16 protein-coding genes and 1 pseudogene are annotated in these 22,306 nt (G+C 50.9%); 5 read left to right on the plus strand and 12 right to left on the minus strand.

The features are described 5' to 3' along the window. Positions 1-17: 17 nt before the first annotated feature. The 3 genes and pseudogenes from EPA93_RS51170 to EPA93_RS39445 form a co-directional block, all read left to right on the plus strand. A pseudogene (locus tag EPA93_RS51170) lies at positions 18-143 on the plus strand (pentapeptide repeat-containing protein); the annotation flags it as partial. Between the two features lie 906 nt (positions 144-1,049). Further along, positions 1,050-3,812, plus strand: coding sequence for an FxSxx-COOH system tetratricopeptide repeat protein (gene fxsT, locus EPA93_RS39440; RefSeq protein WP_165423705.1), 2,763 nt, complete (start codon positions 1,050-1,052; stop codon positions 3,810-3,812). Positions 3,813-4,169: 357 nt separating this feature from the next. Further along, positions 4,170-6,410 carry an ATP-binding cassette domain-containing protein gene (locus EPA93_RS39445; RefSeq protein WP_129892785.1) on the plus strand — a complete coding sequence of 747 codons (2,241 nt, stop codon included), beginning with the start codon at positions 4,170-4,172 and terminating at the stop codon, positions 6,408-6,410. A gap of 217 nt (positions 6,411-6,627) precedes the next feature. Here EPA93_RS39445 and EPA93_RS39450 read toward each other — a convergent pair whose 3' ends face one another. The 6 genes from EPA93_RS39450 to EPA93_RS39475 all read right to left on the minus strand — a co-directional run bounded on the left by EPA93_RS39450 (position 6,628) and on the right by EPA93_RS39475 (position 13,476). Continuing rightward, a complete protein-coding gene (locus tag EPA93_RS39450) occupies positions 6,628-7,992 on the minus strand; it encodes an NAD-dependent succinate-semialdehyde dehydrogenase (protein WP_129892786.1) in 1,365 nt (454 codons plus the stop codon). Positions 7,993-8,377: 385 nt separating this feature from the next. Then, positions 8,378-9,484, minus strand: coding sequence for an ABC transporter permease (locus tag EPA93_RS39455; protein WP_129892787.1), 1,107 nt, complete (start codon positions 9,482-9,484; stop codon positions 8,378-8,380). A gap of 47 nt (positions 9,485-9,531) precedes the next feature. Beyond that, positions 9,532-10,647 carry an ABC transporter permease gene (locus EPA93_RS39460; protein WP_129892788.1) on the minus strand — a complete coding sequence of 372 codons (1,116 nt, stop codon included), beginning with the start codon at positions 10,645-10,647 and terminating at the stop codon, positions 9,532-9,534. Positions 10,648-10,688: 41 nt separating this feature from the next. Further along, complete coding sequence (locus EPA93_RS39465) at positions 10,689-11,672, minus strand: ABC transporter ATP-binding protein (protein WP_129892789.1); 984 nt, start codon at positions 11,670-11,672, stop codon at positions 10,689-10,691. Positions 11,673-11,766: 94 nt separating this feature from the next. Then, positions 11,767-12,966 (minus strand): hypothetical protein, encoded by a 1,200-nt coding sequence (locus EPA93_RS39470; RefSeq protein ID WP_129892790.1) that lies wholly within the window; start codon positions 12,964-12,966, stop codon positions 11,767-11,769. Positions 12,967-13,020: 54 nt separating this feature from the next. Beyond that, positions 13,021-13,476 carry a hypothetical protein gene (locus EPA93_RS39475; protein WP_129892791.1) on the minus strand — a complete coding sequence of 152 codons (456 nt, stop codon included), beginning with the start codon at positions 13,474-13,476 and terminating at the stop codon, positions 13,021-13,023. A gap of 647 nt (positions 13,477-14,123) precedes the next feature. Between EPA93_RS39475 and EPA93_RS39480 the strand changes: the two genes are divergently transcribed. Together EPA93_RS39480 and EPA93_RS39485 are read left to right on the plus strand one after the other, a co-directional pair. Further along, positions 14,124-15,428, plus strand: a complete 1,305-nt coding sequence (locus EPA93_RS39480; protein ID WP_129892792.1) for an MFS transporter — start codon at positions 14,124-14,126, stop codon at positions 15,426-15,428. 233 nt (positions 15,429-15,661) lie between these two features. After that, on the plus strand, positions 15,662-16,822 hold the full coding sequence (locus EPA93_RS39485) for a phosphoenolpyruvate carboxykinase (ATP) (RefSeq protein ID WP_129892793.1): 1,161 nt from the start codon (positions 15,662-15,664) through the stop codon (positions 16,820-16,822). Positions 16,823-16,838: 16 nt separating this feature from the next. Here EPA93_RS39485 and EPA93_RS39490 read toward each other — a convergent pair whose 3' ends face one another. From EPA93_RS39490 to EPA93_RS39510, 6 genes are all read right to left on the minus strand, one after another. Next, complete coding sequence (locus tag EPA93_RS39490) at positions 16,839-18,707, minus strand: ABC transporter ATP-binding protein (RefSeq protein ID WP_129892794.1); 1,869 nt, start codon at positions 18,705-18,707, stop codon at positions 16,839-16,841. A 12-nt stretch (positions 18,708-18,719) separates the two neighbouring features. Further along, complete coding sequence (locus EPA93_RS39495; protein ID WP_129892795.1) at positions 18,720-19,793, minus strand: hypothetical protein; 1,074 nt, start codon at positions 19,791-19,793, stop codon at positions 18,720-18,722. A 3-nt stretch (positions 19,794-19,796) separates the two neighbouring features. Continuing rightward, positions 19,797-20,060 (minus strand): PqqD family protein, encoded by a 264-nt coding sequence (locus EPA93_RS39500; RefSeq protein WP_129892796.1) that lies wholly within the window; start codon positions 20,058-20,060, stop codon positions 19,797-19,799. A gap of 20 nt (positions 20,061-20,080) precedes the next feature. After that, positions 20,081-20,647, minus strand: a complete 567-nt coding sequence (locus EPA93_RS39505; RefSeq protein ID WP_129892797.1) for a S24/S26 family peptidase — start codon at positions 20,645-20,647, stop codon at positions 20,081-20,083. A 342-nt stretch (positions 20,648-20,989) separates the two neighbouring features. Beyond that, complete coding sequence (locus EPA93_RS48775) at positions 20,990-21,142, minus strand: hypothetical protein (protein WP_165423706.1); 153 nt, start codon at positions 21,140-21,142, stop codon at positions 20,990-20,992. 216 nt (positions 21,143-21,358) lie between these two features. After that, positions 21,359-22,069 carry a sugar transferase gene (locus EPA93_RS39510; protein ID WP_129892798.1) on the minus strand — a complete coding sequence of 237 codons (711 nt, stop codon included), beginning with the start codon at positions 22,067-22,069 and terminating at the stop codon, positions 21,359-21,361. Between the last annotated feature and the right edge of the window lie 237 nt (positions 22,070-22,306).

Genomic DNA, 22,306 nt, shown 5'->3' on the forward strand with positions numbered 1-22,306 from the left:
GCCGCTCCTGTTTTACACATGCTTATATTTGCAATGCAATCTTCAAAGGGAGCAATCTGGTTGCGTCTAAAGCGAGCCAGGCGAATTTTACTGGAGCTACTATGGAATATTCTCACCTCTGGCACTTTCATCTATTACTATAGATGCCTTTACAGCCCAGCAATTGGAATTGCCGTATTCAAGAGGATAAGAATTGCTGCTCTTGGTTTCCCAGATCGATTGGCTAAGCCCTCCAGGTTATCATATCTGACCAGCTTGTTGGATTGGTCCAATTTGAGGTTATCTTCTTCCTAAGAGTGTAGAGCGTGGATGTGCCGCATCTCCTCGCCCTACACTCTTATGGTTCTCTCTCTCTTTTGGGAACTATTTTCCTACAATCTGGGACCTACTTAGGTCCATTCAGCTTTGTAGGCTATCATCATGCAGATCCTCCTTTCTTACCTATCAGGTATTATGCTTGAATATTGGATTAGCTCCATTGGGAAGTATAGGAGACTGTCACGCACACCTTCTTTCCTTGGAATTTATCGTTTAGTATCCTGGATGTGTCGTGAGACTATCCTCAGTTAGTGCTATAAGAGATGATCATGCAGATCCTCCTTCATGGATGCCCTATGTGTTAGGTCCAATTGCTGCTATAGGAGACGATCATGCAGGTCCTTCTTACTAGCTGTCCTGTATTAGGTCCACTCAGCACTATAAGAGATGGTCATGCAATCCTCCTTCCTTAACATGATGAGAAAGCCGAAGCATCCTCCCATGGTTACCCGGCCTTATTGCATGACCTGATCCAGACCCGCATCCAGACCGCGATCCGCGCCAGCCGAGAGGTAGAGCATTACTTTGTAATCGTTGCCCACTTATTCCCCATGAGAAGCTTGTAAAGCACCCTTCTGTTGCAAGCATACTGCACCGCTTAGTGAAAGAGAAGATCATCACTGATCAGATATTTACCATTCGGGTGACACTATTGATCACTTTGCCTGAAATAGAATATAATGGGCATAATGCACTGGAGGTTTTTGATCTTAAGAGGAAGGACACAAGCAATGGCGGCCGTCCCCTGGCATAAGCGTTTACGGGAAGAACGCGTCAAACGTAACTGGCGACAACAGGAACTGGCGGAGAAGCTTGGAACTAGTGTGCCCTCGATTTCTCGCTGGGAACGCGGTACCCATCAACCCAGCGCCTACTTTCGCGTGAAACTTTGTGCCTTGTTTGGCCTGAGCGCAGAGGAATTGGGTTTCGTTTCTACACAGGTGCCTTTTGCTGACAGCGAGGAGAGGGAAGTTGAGGCTTTGTCAGCGATATCAGATCCCCTTCTATTTTCCCCCCATGAGGAATGCTACAGAAATATACCATTTCTACGCAATCCCTTTTTTAGCGGGCGAGAGGAGGTTCTGGAGTTGCTGCATGAACGGCTTATTGGCCTCTGTCCTGTTGCTCTTACCGGCTTGGGAGGGATAGGCAAAACTCAGGTCGCCATAGAGTATGCCTATCGCTATGTTCATGAGTACGAGGCGATCTTCTGGCTGGCTGCGGAAACCGCCGAGAGTATCATGCAAAGCCTGCAGCAGGTCGCCGAGGCTGTCCAGCTTCCCGAACGACAAATTGCTGAGCAATCTTCAATGGTACAGGCTGTACGACGCTGGCTCAATACGCATACCAGCTGGTTACTCGTTGTCGATAATGTAGAAGACCTCAACCTGCTCCAAACGATTATTCCGCGCAGGCACTCCGGGGGACTATTATTCACTACGCGCCGGCTCGCCCTGGGCGCCTTTGCCGAAGCGTTGCCGCTCTCAGCGATGAATGAGCGAGAGGGAGTTATGCTGCTCTTGCGGCGGGCCAAATGCTTTGGAGCTTTTCCTGTAGATTCCTCTCATTCAGTGGAAGGCAATATTGACTCTTCCGGCATCTCTGCTGCCGCTGAATTAGTGAAACTTCTAGAAGGGCTGCCCCTGGCTCTGGATCAAGCAGGTGCGTATATTGAGGAAACCGGATGTAGCCTGCAAGATTATATTCAGCGTTATCAGGATCAACGCCCACTGGTACTGGCGAGACGAGGAAGTCATGGGGGAGCACATCCCGATTCGGTAACTACAACGCTAGACTTGTCTGTAGAACGTGTGGAGAGAGAGCTACCCGCGGCGGCAAATTTGCTACGTGTGTGCGCATTCTTGCATCCCGAAGCCATTCCCGAGGAACTATTTGCAGCAGGCGCATCTTATCTAGGACCAAAGTTAGGGCCGATGGTTACAGACCCTTACCAGTTTGATCAGGCTCTAGCCGCCTTGCGCAATGTCTCTTTGTTAGCTCGTCAGCCAGAGCGGCGAACGCTCTCAGTTCATCGGCTAGTGCAAGCTGTGTTGCAGGACCAGATGGGGTATGAGGAAAAGCGAAGATGGGGTGAGGCCATAATATGTATGGTCAATGTTGCCTTTCCTGTGCCAGCTTTTGAGGCCTGGGCACAGTGCGAACGCTATCTTAGCCAGGCACTAGCCTGTCTGCCGTTGATAGAGTTGTTCGGGCGAGATCTGCAAGAGTCAGGCGAGCTACTCTACAAGGCAGGTACCTATCTGGTCGATCGGAGTCGCTATGCCGAGGCCCAGCACCTGCTAGAAGAGGCTGTTATGCTCGGAGAGAGGCAGGAGGGAATATCGTATCAAGCCATGCTTTCCCGCCTGACAAAGTTGGCTACTGTGTATCGCTGCCAGGGGCGTTATAGCCAGGCTGAGCCGCTCTTGCGGCGGGTGAAGACGCTGGCCGAGGCCCATCTGGGGAGTGAGCATCTGCAGACGGCAGAAATTATGGCTGACCTGGCCGATGTATATTGGAATCAAGGTAAATACCAGCTAGTAGAAGAATTACAACAGCGCGTGCTGGCTATTCGTGAGCAGCATCTGGGAGCTACACACGCACAGACGCTCAACGATCTTGCAATCCTCTCCCATGTTCTGGGACGTTATAAGCAAGCGGAGGCACAGTTTCAGCGAGCGCTGGCCATTCAAGCGCAGCAAGGGGAGGCAGACCTTTTACAAACTGCGAATATACTCAGTAACCTGGCCTTATTGTATCGTGATCTGGGAGAACCACAGCAGGCCGAAGCCCTTATGCTGCAAGCTTTGAGCATTCGTGAGAGCAGGCTAGGGCCACGTGACCCTGATCTGGCTCAATCCTGTAATAATCTGGCCTCAGTCTGTTATGAGCTGGGTAAGCCTGAACAAGCAGAAGCGTTGTATCAACGCGCGCTGGCTATTCTCGACCCCCCACAAGGCCCAGTCAATCCAAACGTTGCATTTACTCTGACGAATCTGGCAAATTTTTATCACGATCAGGGCAAGGATGAACAGGCCGAGCAGTTGTATCTAAGGGCTTTACAAATTCGGGAACAACAATTCGGGCCACACTATCCACGTACGGCCACTACGCTGCGGCAACTGGCCATCCTCTATAGCAAGCAGGGCAAAGACGAACTGGCTGAACCTCTCTATCATCGGGCTCTGGTGATCTGTGAGCAGCATTATGGCGCTAAGCATCCAGAAACGGCCATGATATATCACCAGCTCGCACGCTTCTACCAAAAGCGGAGCCAGATGGCGCAGGCCGGTAATTTATATCAACGAGCTCTGGCCATCATCGAGCAGGCCTGGGGGCGCGAACATTCCTTAACGCGAGAAGTAGAAGCTGACTACACCCGTTGGCTAAAAGAGCAAGGGGGAGCAGATGCAATTGAACAACTGGCCAGTATGCGTTCTGAGCAGGGCCATATATCCACTAGCGCAAATGAAATAAAAACTGACACGCAGTAAGGATGCTGTCTGTCGGTGATTTTCTAATGGATCTCTCAAGTACTTGGATTGTCTGCTTGCCAGGGAAAGGTGCCCCACATTTCATAGAGCGGTGAGAGGCTTTAGCCTTTTTATCCTTGCTGATTGAAAATATGTTCTAGGTATGCTATACTCAACAAGATCATCTGGAAAAGGCGATCCTCCTTCCCCTGATCGATGCTGCCGATTGCCTCAAATGTCAACACTTTCAGCCGAAAGGGAGCAGGTTAGCACAAATCAGACCGTTGGAGACTGACACATTGGCGTGCTGCTCGATCGGATGAGGCGTCGCGCGCTACAAGCCAGATGGAAAAGATTAAGGAGGGAACAAAGAGTAGCATGGCTCAAGAGTATATAGAGATTCGTGGCGCTCGTGAGAACAACCTCAAGGATGTCTCACTAAGGCTGCCCAAGCGAACAATCATCATGTTTACAGGAGTATCTGGTTCGGGGAAGTCCTCCATGGTCTTTGACACTATTGCCAACGAGGCGCAACGGCTGTTGTTTGAGAATTTTAGCATGTTCATTCGCAACTTTTTACCACGCTATCCCCAACCAGAGGCTGAGGCGATTGAGAATCTGAACATGGCAGTGATTGTTGACCAGAAGCGCCTGGGCGGTGGATCGCAATCGACAGTAGGAACAGCTACCGACATCTCACCTGTGCTGCGTATGCTCTTCTCGCGGCTCGGCAAGCCATATGCGGGCTATGCGAATGTCTTTTCTTTCAACGATCCTCAGGGTATGTGCCTGGAATGCAATGGCCTTGGCCGTAAGATCGGGATTGATCCGGAAGCGCTGATTGATGCATCAAAGTCGCTAAATGAGGGCGCCATTATCGCTCCTGGAATAAGTAGTTGGGAACGCGATGGCTATGTTGCCTCTGGCTGGTTTGATAATGACAAGAAACTTGCCGATTACACAGCTGAGGAAATGGATCTCCTGCTCAACAGCGGCCCAAGAAAATATAAGCTTGCGGTCGGCAATAAAGAGATGAACGCATCTTACGAAGGCTTACTCTACAGATTTAACCGCAAATATATCGCGCGGGATATTCAGACCTTATCGGAGCGTACGCGGCAGAAAGTAGAGCCTTTCTTGAAGCTCGGTCCCTGCCCACTTTGCAAAGGGGCTCGCCTCAATCAAGCGGCGCTGAGTTGCAAGATCAATGGTTATAATATCGCGGATCTTTCTGCCATGGAGGTGGATGAGCTGGTAGAGGTTATAAAAGAGATAGAAGATCCGGCGGCTGCGCCAATGATACGGACACTAACTGAGCGCTTGCAGCATCTGATAGAGATTGGCCTGGAGTACCTGAGCCTGGATCGCGCCACCGATACGTTGTCAGGAGGTGAGTCGCAGCGCGTCAAGATGGTCAAGCATCTCAACGGCAGCCTCGTCGATGTTATGTATATCTTCGATGAGCCCAGCGTCGGCTTGCATCCGCGCGATGTTCACCGTTTGAACGAATTACTGGTGAAATTGCGGGATAAGGGCAATACCGTGATTGTTGTAGAGCATGATCCCGATGTTATCAAGGTTGCCGACTATATAGTCGATATGGGGCCCTATGCAGGCAGCGAGGGAGGGCGGATAGTTTACGAGGGTAGCTATGCCGGCCTGCTGCAAGCCGATACCCTCACCGGCAACTACTTGCTGCATACCCGGCCGCTCAAGCAGGCATTTCGGCAGGCCAAAGGAAGCTTGCCAGTGGTGCATGCGACTGTGAATAATCTGAAGGATGTTAGCGTAGATATCCCCGAAGGGGTTCTGACAGTAGTTACAGGCGTGGCCGGCTCCGGCAAAAGTTCATTGATCAATGAAGTATTTCTGCGGCAGCACCGGGACGCGGTAGTGATTGATCAAGCGCCGGTGGGCGTCTCTAGCCGTTCCAATCCTGCCACTTATACTGGTATCATGGATGACGTGCGCAAGGCCTTTGCGGCGGTGAACCGCGTTGATGCTGGCCTCTTTAGCTTTAACTCGAAAGGGGCCTGCTCCAACTGCCAGGGCCTTGGTGTGACCTATACCGATCTCGGTTTTCTGGAGGGCGTGAAACTGCCATGCGAGGTGTGTGGCGGCAGGCGCTTTAAGGACGAGGTGCTGGCCTATACCCTCAATGGAAAATCCATTGCCGATGTTCTGGGTATGACGGTTCGTCAGGCATTGGAGTTTTTTACGCTCAAAGAAGTGCAACCAAAACTACAAGCTCTCAGCGATGTGGGCCTTGACTACCTGACCCTGGGCCAGCCACTTAGCAGCCTCTCAGGTGGCGAATGCCAGCGTCTGAAATTAGCCAGCGAGCTGCACAAGCGGGGCAGCATCTATGTTATGGATGAGCCAACCACCGGGCTGCACCTTTCAGATATTGATCATCTGCTTACCATTATGAATCGCCTTGTCGATGGGGGAAATACTGTGATTGTGATTGAACACCATCTTGACATCATTCGCAACGCCGACTGGATCATCGATATGGGGCCCGGAGGCGGCAATAAGGGCGGCATGGTCATTTTTGAGGGAACACCGCAAGAACTTCTTGGCGCAAAGCATTCGCTGACGAGCCAGTATCTGAGATAGGCGCGAGCTGATGCTTTGGCCGACATAGCTTTATGGGCGTAAGTTCTGGATGAGGCATAAGGTTGTGTCCGGCGAGATGCAGCCTGTTTTTGTGTGCCTGGTGGCTGGGCTCTCCAAGCAGCCTGCCATATCCAGGGAGAGTTAAGAAGAGCTTCCCAGGAAGCTCTTCTTGCCGCTGAGATGCTACGCCTGCTCGCGGATTAGCCTTGATCAGCTTTCACTGTACGACTACAGTCTGAATATTGACGAATTCCTGGATACCAAAGGACGAGAGCTCGCGTCCATAACCGCTCCGTTTTACACCTCCAAAGGGCAGGCGCGGATCGCTTGCGGTCATGCCATTGATAAAAACAGCCCCAGACTCCAAGCGGCGCGCAAGTTTTCGGCCCAACTCGATATTGCGCGTCCATAGATTCCCGCCCAGGCCAAACTGCGAATCGTTAGCCAACTCAACCGCGTGCTCTACATCGCGTGCGCGAATGATGGCCGCGACAGGACCAAATGTTTCTTCCTTAAAGAGCGGCATTTCCGGACTTACATTCGTGATGATACTCGGTTCGTAAAAATAGCCCTGGCCAGCGAGCGGTTTGCCACCTAAGAGTACGCGCGCTCCCATTTTTACCGAGTCCTGTACCTGCTTCTCAAGAGCCTCGCGTAGATCGCCGCGTGCCAGAGGGCCAATCTGCGTCTCTTTATCGAGAGGATTGCCGACACGCAGCTTGCGCGCTTCCTCTACGAATTTGCCCTCGAATGCTTCGGCTATGGACTCAACAACTATGAAGCGTTTAGCGGCAATACAGCTTTGTCCGGTGTTTTGAAAGCGCGCCCGCGCTGCTGTACGTGCAGCAGCCTCAAGGTCAGCATCTTCAAGCACAATAAAAGCGTCGGAGCCTCCAAGCTCCAGAACGTTTTTCTTCAGAACGCGTCCGCTTTCCGAGGCCACTGCCACGCCAGCCGCATCGCTGCCTGTAAGCGTTACCGCGGCTATACGCGCATCGGCAATCAGGCCCGCCGTTTCTGCGCCTGGCACTAGAACCGTTCTGAACGCTCCCTGGGGAAAACCACATTCATGGAAGATGCGCTCTATCTCCAGAGCGCAGCGCGAAACATTCGAGGCATGCTTGAGGACGGCGGTATTGCCAGCCATCATCGCGGGAGCCGCAAAGCGCATGACCTGCCAGTATGGGAAGTTCCAGGGCATAAGAGCCAGGACTACTCCTAGTGGCTGAAAGGCTACATAGCTATCAGTTGCGTTGGTAGCAACATGAGTATCGGCAAGAAACTTTTCGGCATTATCGGCGTAGTAATCGCAGTTCCATGCGCATTTCTCTACCTCGGCCTCCGCCTCGCCTATTGGCTTGCCCATCTCTAGAGTAACCGTGCGCGCTAATTCAGCCTTGTGCTCGCGTAAGTAACTGGCCAGGCGATGAAAGAGCGTGCTGCGTTCGGCAAATGTCGTCTCTCGCCACTGCAAAAAAGCCTTGCGCGCTTGATCCAGTGCCTCATTGATCTGCTTTGGGCTATAAGCTTCAAAGGTTTCCAGAACCTCTTCTGTCGCAGGATTAATTGTTTTGATACTCATTGACATCTCCTCATGCAATACTGCTTGACCGCTTTTGCTATATCTTGTTTATTATTTGGGGTGAGCAGCGGCTTGTATCATAGTACTCTCTCGATACGCTGAAGAATACTGCAACGGTGACAAAGAAACGTCTCGAATGCTATTATATGCTAATTTCTGCCCGTTTCGCTGCTCTAGCTCAGGGGACAAATTTAAGCCCTTCCTCGCGACGTTCATAAGCAGATGGCAAAAATAGCATGCCTAGCGCTGGCGCGCAAAACTGTGAGTAGCTCGTCGTGCCTCATGAGGAGAGCGTGAGGCGCGTAATCTTTCTGGCCCAGGGTTTTTCAAGCCCTGGCCCTCTACACACTTGTACATAGAGGACCAGAGTACTGCTGTGTGCTAACTATTGGAAAACGCCCTTACGCATAGCGAGTATGCCCAGGACTACCGCAATAATGGATGAGATGGTTAGCATAAGAATATCGCGCCCAAATTGATCGGCTGAACTATAGAAAACAGCCATCTCCAGCGCATGTCGCCCATAGGTGAGCGGGATGAAATCAGCTATCTGTTGGAGAATGATTGGCTCGAAGGCCAGCACACCAACGCCACCGGCCAGAAAGAAAAGATACATGCCAACGTTGATGGAAACGGGGCCAACAGGCTGTACGCGGCGTACCAGAGTTCCTACGGCAATTCCTAAGCCCGAACTGAGCAGAGAGACTAGCAGGATCGTTAGCAGCGCGCTCAGCCAGAACGGGCCTTCAGGCTGTACCCAGCCCAGGAGCGTACAGGCGAGCAGAACCAAAGTGCCCATAATAAAGGTGATGAGAACGCTTGAGAGCACTTTGCCGCCAATAATAGCGGCATGGGCTACAGGAGAGAGCAATAGCTCTTTGATAGTTTGCGCCTCCCATTCGCGTGCCGTAGCAAGGCTGCCAGTGACAAGACCGCTGATCGAGAGTAGGAAAATTATGGCTGGTAAAACAGTGTACTGGAAAAGCTCGACATCGCGCGTGCGCAGATCGTGCTCGCGTAGCGTGACTTTGATCGGGCTATCAGGGCCTTGCGTGGCATAGAATTGGGTGATGATATCAGGCACTGAGCGCCGAACATCATTGGTGAAATCAAGATTGAGATTGTTTACTGTGACGTCAATAGGTGCGTTCTGGTGTGCCTGAACACGCTGGGTGAAATCTCCTGGAATAACAATAATGGCCGCAATATCAACGTTGTGCATAAGCGCCTGGGCTTGCTGCTCATCTACATCATAGATCTGGAAAATATCGGCGTCGTGAAAGATCTTGTCAATTTTTTGACCGGCTGCCCCTTGATCCTGCAATACCAGCGCCACAGGGCTGTGTCCAACCGCCGCTGAGCCCAGAGCTGTGAGCAAGAGCAAGGCTATAGCCGGCAGAAAAGTTACCAGCACAGTGCTGGGATGGCGTAACCAGACCTGCGTATCCTTCTTACAAATCGACAAGAGACTACGCCAGAAAATGGCCATCATATGTAAATAATCTCCTTCAGGTGTATGTTATTTAGGCTGCTTCTTGACTAATGAGCCACTGTGCTGCGGCGTAAGACCAGCACGGCTAGCAAGATGAGTACTATAGCATAGCCTAGCAGGACCAGGGCGTTGAATGCAGGCCCATAGGGACTCAGCACAAAGTTATGGAAGGCGTGCTGTTCCAGGACAATGGCATAGTAAAGTGGGAAGATCCTGGCCAGGACTTGAATTGCCTGCGTACTGAATGAGATTGGTCCAAATGCTCCGCTCACAAAAAAGAGCGGTATGGAGATGCCAATAGACAAGGCCATCACCGGTAGGCGATGCTTCAGTAAAGCGCCAAGAACAATTCCGGCAGCGATAAAAGGGATCAGGCAGAGCAGGGTAAAGCCAAGCACTTCGTCCCAATGGACCGGATAAATGCCCACGATGAGAACCATGACAACGAGAATGGCCGCGACTGAGATCAGACCTAAGAGTAGTGAGGCCAGCATTTTGCCAATGATAACGGCGCTACGGCTGGCGGGTGAGAGCAGGAGCTCTTTGATTGTCTCTTTCTCCCATTCGCGCGCTACAGCGATGCCGGCCTGTAAGATCCCGCCAATAATCAGACCGAGGGCCAGAATTGAGACCATCAGATAAGGGATGTAGTCGGTATCCTGCGCATACATATCATGCTCGTGTGCTGTAATGGTGACGATATTGGGAAAGGCTTTGGCATAGAACGTGGTAATGGAAAGCGGGACGGCGCGCCGAATGTCATCGGTGAAATCTGTATTCAAATTATTGATCTGCACATCAACCTGTACAGCTTGCTGCTGCTGTACGCGTGCATCAAAATCGGGCGGGATAGTTACTATCGCTACGATCTGACCATCTACTAACATCTGCTGCGCCTGTTGGGCGTCGGCCTGTTGGAGCCGAAACGAATGCGCGTGGCTCATAGCCGTGTAGAGTTGCTGGGCATATGTACCGCGATCTTGCATGACTACAGCGGTAGGAGCATTGCTGCCCGCAAGTACAAACAAACTCATCAAAATAAGGAAATTGACCGGGACAAGCACGCTAAGTATCGTAAAGAGCCGCTCGCCTAGCGCGCTTTTGAGATCCTTTTTCATGCACGCCCCGATGACGCGTAGATGATAGGAAAGATGCTGCCCCATCTTTTTCAGCCCTCCTACAATAAAAATTGAGAAATCTGTCCTTAGTCGCGCAGCTTTGTCCCCGTGAGCCGTAAGAAAATATCATCAAGGTTTGGCTCGCGTACAGCTATGTCCTTCAGTTCGCCTTCTTGCGTGAGGATATTGATAACGCGGGGAACAATATTACCGCCTCCCAGCGCTGAGACTTTAAGCTGCGTTTCTTCTGCCGTGACTTCTGTTACTCCTGGCAAGGCGCGTAGCTCATCCAGGGCCTCGACGGGCCGGGCCATCTCAATTTCTATCACGCAGCCTCCATGTGTCTGTTTGAGATGCTCGACAGTATCAAGGGCTACCAACTTGCCATGATCGATGATTGCCAGGCGATCGCAGAGGATTTGTGCCTCTTCAAGGTAATTGGTGGTGATCAGAACTGTCTTGCCCTGTTCGCGCAAGGCCAGGATATAGTCCCAGATGGCCCGGCGCGCCTGTACATCTACGCCAAGCGTTGGCTCGTCAAGATAGATCAATTGGGGCTCGTGCAACAAGGCGCGACCGAGCGCGAGGCGGCGCTTCATGCCACCTGAGAAGGTACCTACGCGCGAAGTTCGGCGGTTGGTTAACTGGACCAGTTCGAGGACGCGCATGATGCGTTCTTTCTTTTCCTTACGGGGAACACCGAAAAGGTCGGCGTGGAAATCCAGATTATCCCACGCTGATAGCTCCTCATAGAGAGCCGTTTCCTGTGGCACTGCCCCGAGGAGGCGGTGTACCTGGCGCGCGTTGCGCTGCACATTATAGCCAAGCACTGTCACCGTACCGCTGCTCGGTACGCTCAAGCCACTGAGCATATTGATTGTTGTCGTTTTGCCCGATCCGTTAGGCCCGAGCAGGCCAAAGATCTCGCCTTGCCGCACGGTGAGTGAGAGATGATCGACAGCTTTAAACTTACCAAAATTCTTGCAGAGCTGGTCCATTTCGATGGCTGCCAGATCTGGTGTAGCGTCATGTTCCGGAGATGTCTGTAGTTCTACGGCTTGTTTATTCATTGTTCCTCCTGAAAATAAGCATGCCTGGGGTATAGGGAGAGCAAACGTGATTTATGGACCAGGCAGCCGCTGCAAGTCTGTAATCTATCCTTACTTACATCTGGCTGTCTGATAGAGATTTGTTGAAGCGCGTTGGACCATTCTCCAGGCGCGACGAGCCTGGCAGGAGCAGCTTGCCATTCAGTTTGGTGATTAGCGGATCAAGGATGGTTCCGCGCGGCCCAAGGCGAAGGGGATGCTGCTCTTGTTCTGCTTGCTCAATGGCCTGGGTAATCTGTTGCGCCTCATGTTTGATGCGTTGGGTTTCGTGTTCGAGAAATCTTACGCGCTGTAGCTGTGGTATCACCCTTTGTAGCTCAGTCTCAATCTGGCGCAGGCGCTGAAGACGAGAAAGCAAATTGTTGAGCGAGACGGCGACGGGCCAGAGCGTAGCACCTTCACGCAACGGAACTCTGGCGCTAAAGTCACCATGAGATACGCGTAAGTGCGTGTCCATGATCTGCTGAATGCTGCTATCGAGCTGGCGCTTTTCTTCGGCAACCGCGTGCTCCTGGTCAGCAATCATATGTTCCAGGTTAGCGATTACTTCAGCGCGGTCGGCGCGCTCAATAGCTTGCGTCGCATTGCGCACCCAGAGCCAGAGCACCACAGTGATCACGATATGCAGAATAATCGGGCGTACAAGCACGGGATAGAAGTTAGTTGTCGCCATCTGGATGAAGAGTTGCGATCGGGGTTGCGTAAACATATCCACGATAATAAAGGCGATATTGAACGCCGAAACGGCAAAAATCCAGTTTACCGGAAGTAGTGAGGCGACAAATATTTCTGGGAAGACAAGGATATCAAATAGGCCTAGTTCGCTTGGGTCAAGACCTTCCGGCGACTTGAGAATGACGATAATTAAGGCGATGTTGATACAAGATGCGAGTATAAGGCCGGTGACGTTGGAGTGCCCACGCCGATTGAAGATGAAGAGGGCAATGCCCATCATAATGAGCACGCCTGTAATCGCGAAGGCGATGGCATGATTGGGCCCAAAGATGCCAATCGGTAGCGCAAACACCAGTACCACTGTCAAGAAAAAAGAGATAGTGCTGGCTAGATAGCCACGACGCAGCCGTTCCCGCTGCTCAAAGCTGGCGCTGTCAGGAAGCGTTGGGGGCGCGGTAAAACGATACCACCAGTTAAGTATCTTCATGCCAGGCGTAGCATCGGCTCGATTGATGTATTGTAAAGACCATTCAGTGTTGTCCTGCTGATTTGAGAGAGATGGTGAGGATTTTGCACTCATAGGGAGAAAAAGCTCCTTCTTATCCTGAAAATATTCACCGATTGCTTAGTGAGGTTATTCTAGAAATATCACTCCTCTTGCCTGCAATTCGCGTAAAATGCCTTCAATAACGGCTTGAGGTTGGGAGAGCATCAGGGCAATCTTTTCACTGCTGCGCTGCCCATCTATCAAGACAAAGACCTGGCGATATTTACGCGGCCACTGTTGTACGTCTGCAAACATCATGTGTGGCGTGCGTATAGGGATAGGTGAAGTATCAAGATAGGAGGGATAGCGCATCGGTGTCGTTTCCGGTTGCGGTGAAGCTTGTGGAAACGTAGATGTGTCTGGTGCCTTTGGCTTGAGTTCAAACTCCCAATTCAGTTTGCCTACTCCCGCTATCGTATCTAAAGCCTGCTTTCCCGCTAGAAGGGTGTGTCCTTTTTTATTCTTGATTTCGCAAGAGCTGATTTCGCCATTGATCATCTCGATGAGCACCTGACATGGTTCTTTCGTGCCTAGCTGTCCCATAGAAAGTTCTGCATGCAACAAGCCTGTACGCCTAAACTCACGGAGCAATTTCAAAATTGTTGCAAGATCTATGAAGTACACCTATGAATCCTTCCAAATCGCAAAACATGCCATGAGCAGGCCTGAGACATTACAAAGATATCTGTCTATGTAAAATTTCCCCATTTGCTTGCTAAATATCTGGTGCTTGCTAAGCAATAAGCTACCGCGGTAGCTTAGATTAGCAAAATAATGAGATAAATGCTTTTTAGTTAGGTAAAGCATGCTATAGAGCTAAAAATTTCACTTCTACCGATTGTAGTATAGCATGTGGCCCACTGGATAGTGATAGTGGAAAAGTACTTTTTGGCATAAGTATCATGATGTTCTACCTGTTTATGTTACTCCATTTAGATACGATTGGATAGGATCAAACATTAACATTTCATAAAAGTTTTTACTACTCGAATAATAAACAGCAGATTCATTTGAATATCCAGATACTTTTTGTTAGACTACTAACGGTGCCTCATAGCCTAACCCTTTTCACTATTCGGTAACGATCTGGCATGATAGTTCCATAATATTATGAAAATGAGTTGATATGCAGGAAAAGTGTGTAAAGCTGCTATCATCTTATTTGGAATGGATGAAAGGAACCGTTTACCGTGGAGACAAAGAAACAAGTAGATCCCTCTATCGCAGTAGCTGAGCAAGGAGCAGAGCTGTTCCATGAGATATTCACGGAGCCAACACAATCGCTCAGCTGGGCATTTCGCATCTTATTTGGTCTGGCCAGCACTGTAACTGGTCTCTGTCAGGTTACCATCAAGCAACTCCTTCTCCCCAATCAAGTCTACTTGCTCGATCCCGTGCATCGTTTCACCACCTTTGCCTTAATTGCTTCGGTGGGCGCTATTGCTGGAGTGGTGATTTCTCCGCTTGCCGGTGCTTTGAGTGATCGCACGACCGCGCGTCTAGGAAGGCGGCGCCCGTGGATTATTTTTGGCATCGTTGTTGGTACCCTGGGGCTGATTATGATGGCTCAGTCTCGCACGATTGTGCTGTTATTGATCGGGGAAATTATTGTACAGATCGCCTTTGATACCATTATGTCGGCGACAACTGCGATCATTCCGGATCAGGTGCCACAGGGCCAGCGCGCGATTGCCTCGGCCTTTATTGGGATGTCACCAATTGTAGGTGGTCTGATCGGTCTGCTCCTTGTGGCGCGCTTTGCTGATACTATTCATGATCCGGCTAAGGGCTACTATATTGTGGCGATTACTTCCTGCATTTTTGTTGGTCTCTTCCTGCTGGTCTTGCGAGAGAAGCCCTTGCCAAAGGGCGTGATGGCTCCTTTCAAGCTAAAGACCTTGCTGGAAGTATTCTGGGTTAATCCCAGGAAATATCCTGATTTTGCTTTGACGTGGCTCTCGCGCAGTCTGATGTTTCTAGGCTATACGATCCTGATCTCTTATATTCTGTTTTATCTGCGCGATGTCATCCATTATCCAGGTGCTGATAAAGGGGTAGCAATCTTCCAGGCAATCTCAACAATTATTCTCATTATCACGGCTATTATTGGCGGACGTATGGCCGATAAGCTGCAACGCTTGAAATTGTTCGTTTCGGCAGGAGCCCTGATTATGATGCTCTCACTCATTCTCATCGCGCTGGTGCCTGTCTGGAACGTAATGCTAGGAGCTGGAGCCCTCCTGGGCATCGGTTTTGGGATCTATCTATCTGTGGATATTGCGCTGGCCGTGCGCGTACTTCCGAGAGCGGGCCATCAGGGGAAAGATCTTGGCCTGATTAATACTGCCATCTTTATTCCGTTGATTTTTAGTCCGCTTATCGGCGCAGCAGTCCTCAATAACTTCCATAATAACTATGCTGCTCTTTTCCTTGTCGCTGCTGTGTGTTTCTTGCTTGCGGCTATCGCTGTCTTGCCTATCAAGAGTGTGCGCTAAGTTTGTCAGAGCATTTGCTGATAGTCTGGCGTTCTCAAGCCTTTTTCCGGGGCTATGGGAACGCCTACCGCTGCTCACATTTTTGTCGCAGCGGAGAGCCTGGTGAAAGCTGCTGATATTTCCTCACCTTGCTGTGCTTAAGGATGCGTGCCGATTACTAGTAACGCGGGGCATAATCAATTTCAGGGGCTCTTGACAGACATATGCCAACCCCTGGCAAGAAGAGAGGAAATATGTATACAGCAGAGAGACAAATATCGCAGCCGTACTTGCAACATGTAAGTGGTCCACTTTATGAGCAATGGTATCTGCTCCACCATCGGATCGTGCGGGTGGTAACGAATCGTTCCAGCCTGGCCCGTGAGGTCCGTTCGTTTCTCTACTATGCCGAATTATTGGCCGAGCATACCTATGAACAGGCTACTCAGCTTCCTATAGCCATACCAGAAGCTTTACTCTGGCAGGCTGGACAACGTTTACACCGCCCTGTTGCTCTGACCTGCTATCTGTTTGTCCCTGAAGCGGGAAAGAAATTTCCTCCTGAGCCATTCGAGGGCAGGCCAGAAGATGCCTTATGGGAAGAGATCTCGGGAATTGAGGGTCCGTTGCGGGCGCGCTGGAAGCGGGGGACATTGCGTTTCAGGGAATATATGCCATATCCAGGCGTTTTGAGTCGTATCTATTCGGTATTGGATACAGCCGATTTGCATGCCACGATCCTGCTAGAAGACCTAAGCGAGTGTACTGCCTGGTTTATTATGCGCTTTGTCTTCTATATGGCCCTGGGTGCTATGTTTGCTTATGATGGCTATGAGGTTGTGCACGCCGGTGCTATTGCGTATGAGGGGAATGGTATGCTGCTGGTTGGCTCGCCAGGAAGCGGTAAGAGTACGCTGGTTCTTTCCTGTTTACAGGAAGGCATGCAGCTCCTGGCCGATGATGTGCTGTTTCTGGCTAAAGACGATGCTATCGTCAAGATGTATGCCTTTCCTGAAGACATTGGCGTGCGTAGAGGGGCCAGGGAATTGCTAGGGGGATGCGAGTTTATGCAGAGCTTGAGCTGCGATGAGCGCGAGAAGCGTTTCGTTGATGTGCAGCGCTATTTTCGTCGGCAAGTTAGCGTCTCGGCTCCAGTGCGTTTGCTGCTTTTTGTGCATGAGGAGCGTAGGAAGGCTGAATTTCTGGCTGAGCCAATTACCGCAGTGCAGGCGGTTACCTGGCTGATGCAAGAGTACATTTCGCATCAGAGGGCCCAGATGGAGGAGATGGCTGAGGTGTTTAATCTCTTTATGGATACGGCAGAGCAAGCGCCAGCTTTTGCTCTGTGGCTAACGCCAGATGCACGCGAGAATGCGCAACAGGTGCGCGCACTTTTGACGCGCTTTTACTCATAACCCTGGGGGGCCGGGTCTAAACCCGGCCATAGCTATTGTAGAGCTGCCAGTAGATGCCACGCCGCGCCACTAATTCTTTGTGCGTGCCCATCTCGACGATGCTGCCATTATCGATAATGACAATGCGATCAGCGTTACGAATGGTGCTCAGACGGTGGGCGATGATAAATGTGGTGCGGCCCTGGGCCAGGCGCTTAAGTGCCTGCTGGATTAAAGCCTCAGATTCGTTGTCGAGCGCCGAAGATGGTTCATCCATGAGTAAGATCCTCGGCTGCCGCAAGAACATGCGGGCGATGGCGATACGCTGGCGTTGTCCTCCCGAGAGGCTTTGTCCCCGCTCTCGGATCAGAGTTTTAAAGCCGAGCGGCTGGTCCTGGATAAATTCGAGGATGTTGGCGTTACGTGCCGCCTCAACAAGCTCTTCCTGCGAGACACTGCGGCCAAGGCCAAAGGTCAAGTTATCCTCAATAGTGCCGCTGAAGAGGGCATCATCCTGTAAGATTACGCCAAACTGGGAGCGCAAGGTCTCAAGTTTTATGTGCCTGAGATCGCAGCCGTCAAGCATGATATGCCCTTTTTCGGGCTGATAGAAGCCCAGCAGGAGATTGGCAAGCGTAGTTTTCCCGGCTCCGCTTCGTCCTACCAGGGCGATGGTCGTCCCTGCTGGCACATCCAGATTAATGTCATGGAGCACTTCCACTCCCGGCGTATAGCTAAAGTGTACATGGCGCATCCTGATATGGCCCTCTAGCATCGCGAGTTGATATCCCAGGCTTCTATGCCCCTCTTCAGGCGCGTTAAGAATCTCAAAAAGACGATCGACAGCCACAGCCGCGGCCTGCATTTGCTGATTGATGCCCGCCAGAGTAGAGAGCGGTGAAGCCAGTTCACGCAAGATGAGTACAAAGGCTGCTAATTGTCCCGCCGTCATATTTCCGTTGAGTACCAGGTAGCCACCAACGCTCAGCAGGGTAATGATGCCTAGCGCCTGCACGGTACCTATGGCCATGTTGGCCTGAGCCTGGAAGGTCGTGCGACGCAGGGATAGGTTATTCGTCTTGATGATGAGTTGACGGATATAGCGGCTAAAAAAAGGCTCGGCCGCCAGCGCTTTGACGGTCTTCAGACCGGTCAGGCCTTCGTACATCGCCCCATTTGTGATGGCATAACTCTCCATAACCTGGCGGCTCAGGAGACGTGAGTGCCGGTTGAAATACAGGTTGACGCCAAGATAAGTTGGCGTGATGGCAAGCACGACGAGGGAAAGCCGCCAATCGGTAGTAAACAGGACGCCTACATAGATGACGGTGAGAATGCAGTTGACTGCCGCATCTATCACGATCTGGATCGCTGTTTGTTGCACTGAGGTGACTTCGTTAAGACGGCTGAGTATCTGTCCCGTGCTGCTTAAGTTTTGATAGAATGAGAGCGGCAGACGGAGCATATGATGATAGAAACGGTAGGTAATATTGAGATTGACGGATCTGCTCAATACGCCAATCACGTTGCGCGTGAAAAAACGTAGAATTTCCTCTAAAAGCAATATTGCTAAGAAGAGGAGCAAGGACCAGAAAAACAGCCGAACATCGTGCCTGTGGAAGACATCATCGATGAGCGTTCGGAAGATAAAGGGCATTGGTAAGGCCATTAAACCTGTGCCAACTGTCAACAGGAGCGCCAGGATTATCTGCCATTTGAATGGTGTGATGAACTGGCTGAACTGCCTCACGTCTTTCCAACCTAACTTTTTTTCGGCGATACGTCGCTGCTTTTCCAGCCTGCGTGCGTCGGCTGTCCCACTGTAGATGATTTGTTCGGAGCCGCGCTTATTGACAGGCTGAGCTAACTGGCCTTGAGGGTAAGACTGAACATATTCTTTCATCATCGTTTGCACTCCTTATTTGAAGAGGGAGCACATAAGATATGCGCTATCTTGCTGCCCTTTGGCGCTATACATACGGTAGCCAGGAGTTTGCTCTACCAGGGAACTGAGCAGGGCAAAAAGGCTTTCCTGCTCGTTAACTTCGATATTGGTTTTGCTGATGCAATGCTCGATTAGCAGCTGCATGGTTTGCGCTTTGCTCAGCGGTACGAGTGTGCTGCGAGTAGCCGGCGAGATCTGCGGGAAGACCAGGGCCTTGAGCGAAGACTGCAGGCGGCGCGCGCCCGGACGTAACTGCTCAATAGTGCAATAGCGTTTGCCCCGTTTATCTTCTGGATAGTCCTTAAGAAATGCAAGAGCTGGCCAGATGTCGAGCGTCCTGGCCCGTACCGAGACTTCGGGCATAAGGCTATAGACCCTGATTTCTCCCGAGCCGTCTGCTTGCAGCAGGACAAGATCATCTCCCAACAGGCCGCAGCCGATACTTGTGCTGCCAAGGCTCAGGGTAGTTTTGCCGCTGCCGGAAGCGCCAAGGATGAGTGCGCTTTGCTGATCGTCCCAGGGGGCCGTAACAGCGGCGGCATGACAGGGGAAAAAACCATATGTGCGCAGCAACTGGCCCAACGCCGGGACAAGCACATAACGGCGCAAAAAAGAGGGCTCGTTCTCGGCGAAGGCGGCGATCTGCGTACAGGCGAACTGCGAATGAAGCACACTGAGAATCGCCGCATTCACGCCGGACTGAGCGCTATAGCTATGATATCTAATTGTCGCATCCCTTGTGCGATAGTATTTGAGCAGGGTATTTGTTTGCAGGCAGGTAGTCCCAGTATGAATACATTGAGCGGGAAGCTGCATAGGGAACTGGGCCACATCATCATAGCTAAACAGGCTATAGAAAGCATTTCCTGCCAGGCTAGAAGACAGGGGAAAGGCTGCCAATAGCGAATCTAGCATCGTTACTAGCTGCTGGCGATTCGTCCGACAGGCAATCTGTACGCCGTGGCAAGCGTACATCTCGGCAAAGTGCGGTCCCGCAGACTGTTGTAGGCTCGTAGCGAGCGGATCAGATGGTAATGAAGTAGACATAATTTAAACCGGAGGCGCAAGTAATAAATTATGCTGCTGTAGATTAGCGATAAGCTTTTCTACATCAAGCAAAGCTTGTTCATAGCCAATATCGTAGTATTGAGCGATCTCGGTGGCGATCTCTTGTGGACTGTGGGCTCCATCGAGCAGCTTCCAGATAAACGTGCCAACCTGATTTAAGTTATATGAACATCCTGCTTGTGGATCGAGCAAGACAGCCTCGCCGGCTAGCTCTCTCCAGAGAACTGCTTGATTGCGCTGTAGCATACTATATACCTCCTTAAGCGTTACTTAGTCTTAATTGCGGAATGTGGCTGATAGGCATCTGCCAGGCTGCACTGTGAACAGAGTCGCTGACATAGTAGATAGGCAACCAGGCGCGAGCATATATGTGCTACCAGGCGTAAAGATCTGAAGCTGTGCATTCTATAGAACCTGTAGCGCAGGCGGGCGGCGATTGCGCTATAGCATCTGGCTAGAGGCCGCTCCAGATTGATATACAGTTCCCCACGCTGGATAAGGGTCACGCGCCCACGAAGGGAGCTGGCAGTAATCCAGGAGGGGCGTAACTCGACATCAGACATTTGTAATAATCGGATAGTGGCAGTGTTTTGTTTACTGCGCACGATGCGGTGGATTACAAGTCCCTGTGGGGTTGTAAAAGCGGCGATGGCTCCCGTTTGAAGCTCTTCGGCAAGGGCAGAGCTGATGTAAACACAATCACCGCAGCGTATTAACGGGGCCATGCTGTTGCTTACCACCCGAAACCATAAAGAATTGCCTTGTTTCACAGCCTCGATAGACATATGGGTCAGGATATCTGGTATGCCGGGCTCGGCTGAAGCCTGCTGCATATGCAATATCTCCCTTCTTGCGTTGGAGCGCTAATCTGGCAGGACGAGCTAAAGTTAGCGTCGCCCATTCAAGCTTCAAATGAAAAGCTGTGAGCAGTATGGACGGGCGTAAGATCGACTGGAAAGAGTCAATTGAAGCTTGCTACTGGCCAGTCCTGGCTTGAACTATCGGTTGGGGAGGGCAAGAACTTGAGCTTGTCAGGGAGTTTATGTCTGCCAGGACCTCTAGCAAAGAGAGATGGGCAAGTAGAGAGCTGTGGCTGGAAGAAGAGGCTGCGGAAGAATGTGAGGGACAAATTGGAGACCACCCAATTTGCCCCCACCAACTACTTACATAACCGATTAGTGACGATTGTGCGAACAGCTCAGCGAATTCTTGCTGGGCGTAACACGACAATTTCTACCGGATGCGGCCAGAGCCGAAGGCAAATCGCGTAAGGGCTGCACTTCGATTCTTGGTGTTTCGTACTTGGTGCGGGATAAACGAGTGTTCATAAACCTTCTCCTCACTTTGCAACTATTTCAACAACCCCATGTGCAAACATTTAACCGCCATAGGAGGCAGGAGGGAAAGAGACCGTTGGTACCTGCTGATGTGCAACACGCTCCAGGTCCCCGCAAAGACAGAGCCCTTGCCACCTCTCCGGCTGGAGAGATTTCCCCTCGCTGGAAGGGAAACAGTCCATCCAGCAAAATTGCACAGCGTATCAACTAGGCTCCTGTGTGAATAACAAAGACTTTGAAAGTCTTTACCAGGATAGCCAGATCGATAAACAGCGAACGATGATCGATATATCGCATATCAAGCAAGACGCGCTCACTGTAAGAAATGTGTTGGCGTCCGCTGATTTGCCACAAGCCAGTGATGCCGGGCTTAACGGCGAGACGTTTATTTGCCCATTCGCCATAGCGGGGGAGCTCGCTAGGATGGATCATGCGAGGTCCCACAAGAGACATTTGCCCGAGCAGAACATTAAATAGCTGAGGGAGTTCGTCAAGGCTTGTCTTGCGCAAGAACCGGCCAACGCGAGTGATGCGTGGGTCGCGATCGAGCTTCATGTTTTGTAAATATTTGCGACGCAATTCCGGGTGCTTGGCCAGGTAATCATCGGCATTTGTGATCATCGTGCGAAATTTCAGGGCGAAGAAGCGGCGTCCGTGCAGGCCAATGATTTCGCGAAAATGGAGGACCTCCCCACCATCGTCAAGCTTAATACAGATAGCAATAATTAAAAAGACGGGAACAAGTAAAATTAGGCCAATGAGCGATAAGGTAAAATCAAGAAAACGTTTTGATGCATGATAAAGCACAGAAGGCTCATATATTATTTCCGTGCTGACAAGTTCACGGCTTATATTCAAGTTGGCTTGGGAGGCCGCATTATCTTCTGGCCTTGCTGGTATAACTGTTGTTTGTTCCATAAACATATCTCTCGATACTGGTTTATTGGTTGCCATGGTGCATCGACAAGAGAAGTTTAACAGCTAGGAATCGGTTTGTCGGTAGTAAACGAGTTAAGATATGATTATAAATACATGGATTTGGTTAAGGTTTCTTTAGTCCTGCATTCATGGCTATTTAATGTCTCTGGCCTTCTGCCAGGCCCTTCTCTTCAGCTTTAGCCCCTGGGATCAGCATGCTTATTTGCTGATCCTTTA

Source organism: Ktedonosporobacter rubrisoli (assembly GCF_004208415.1).
Taxonomy (GTDB): Bacteria; Chloroflexota; Ktedonobacteria; order Ktedonobacterales; family Ktedonobacteraceae; genus Ktedonosporobacter; species Ktedonosporobacter rubrisoli.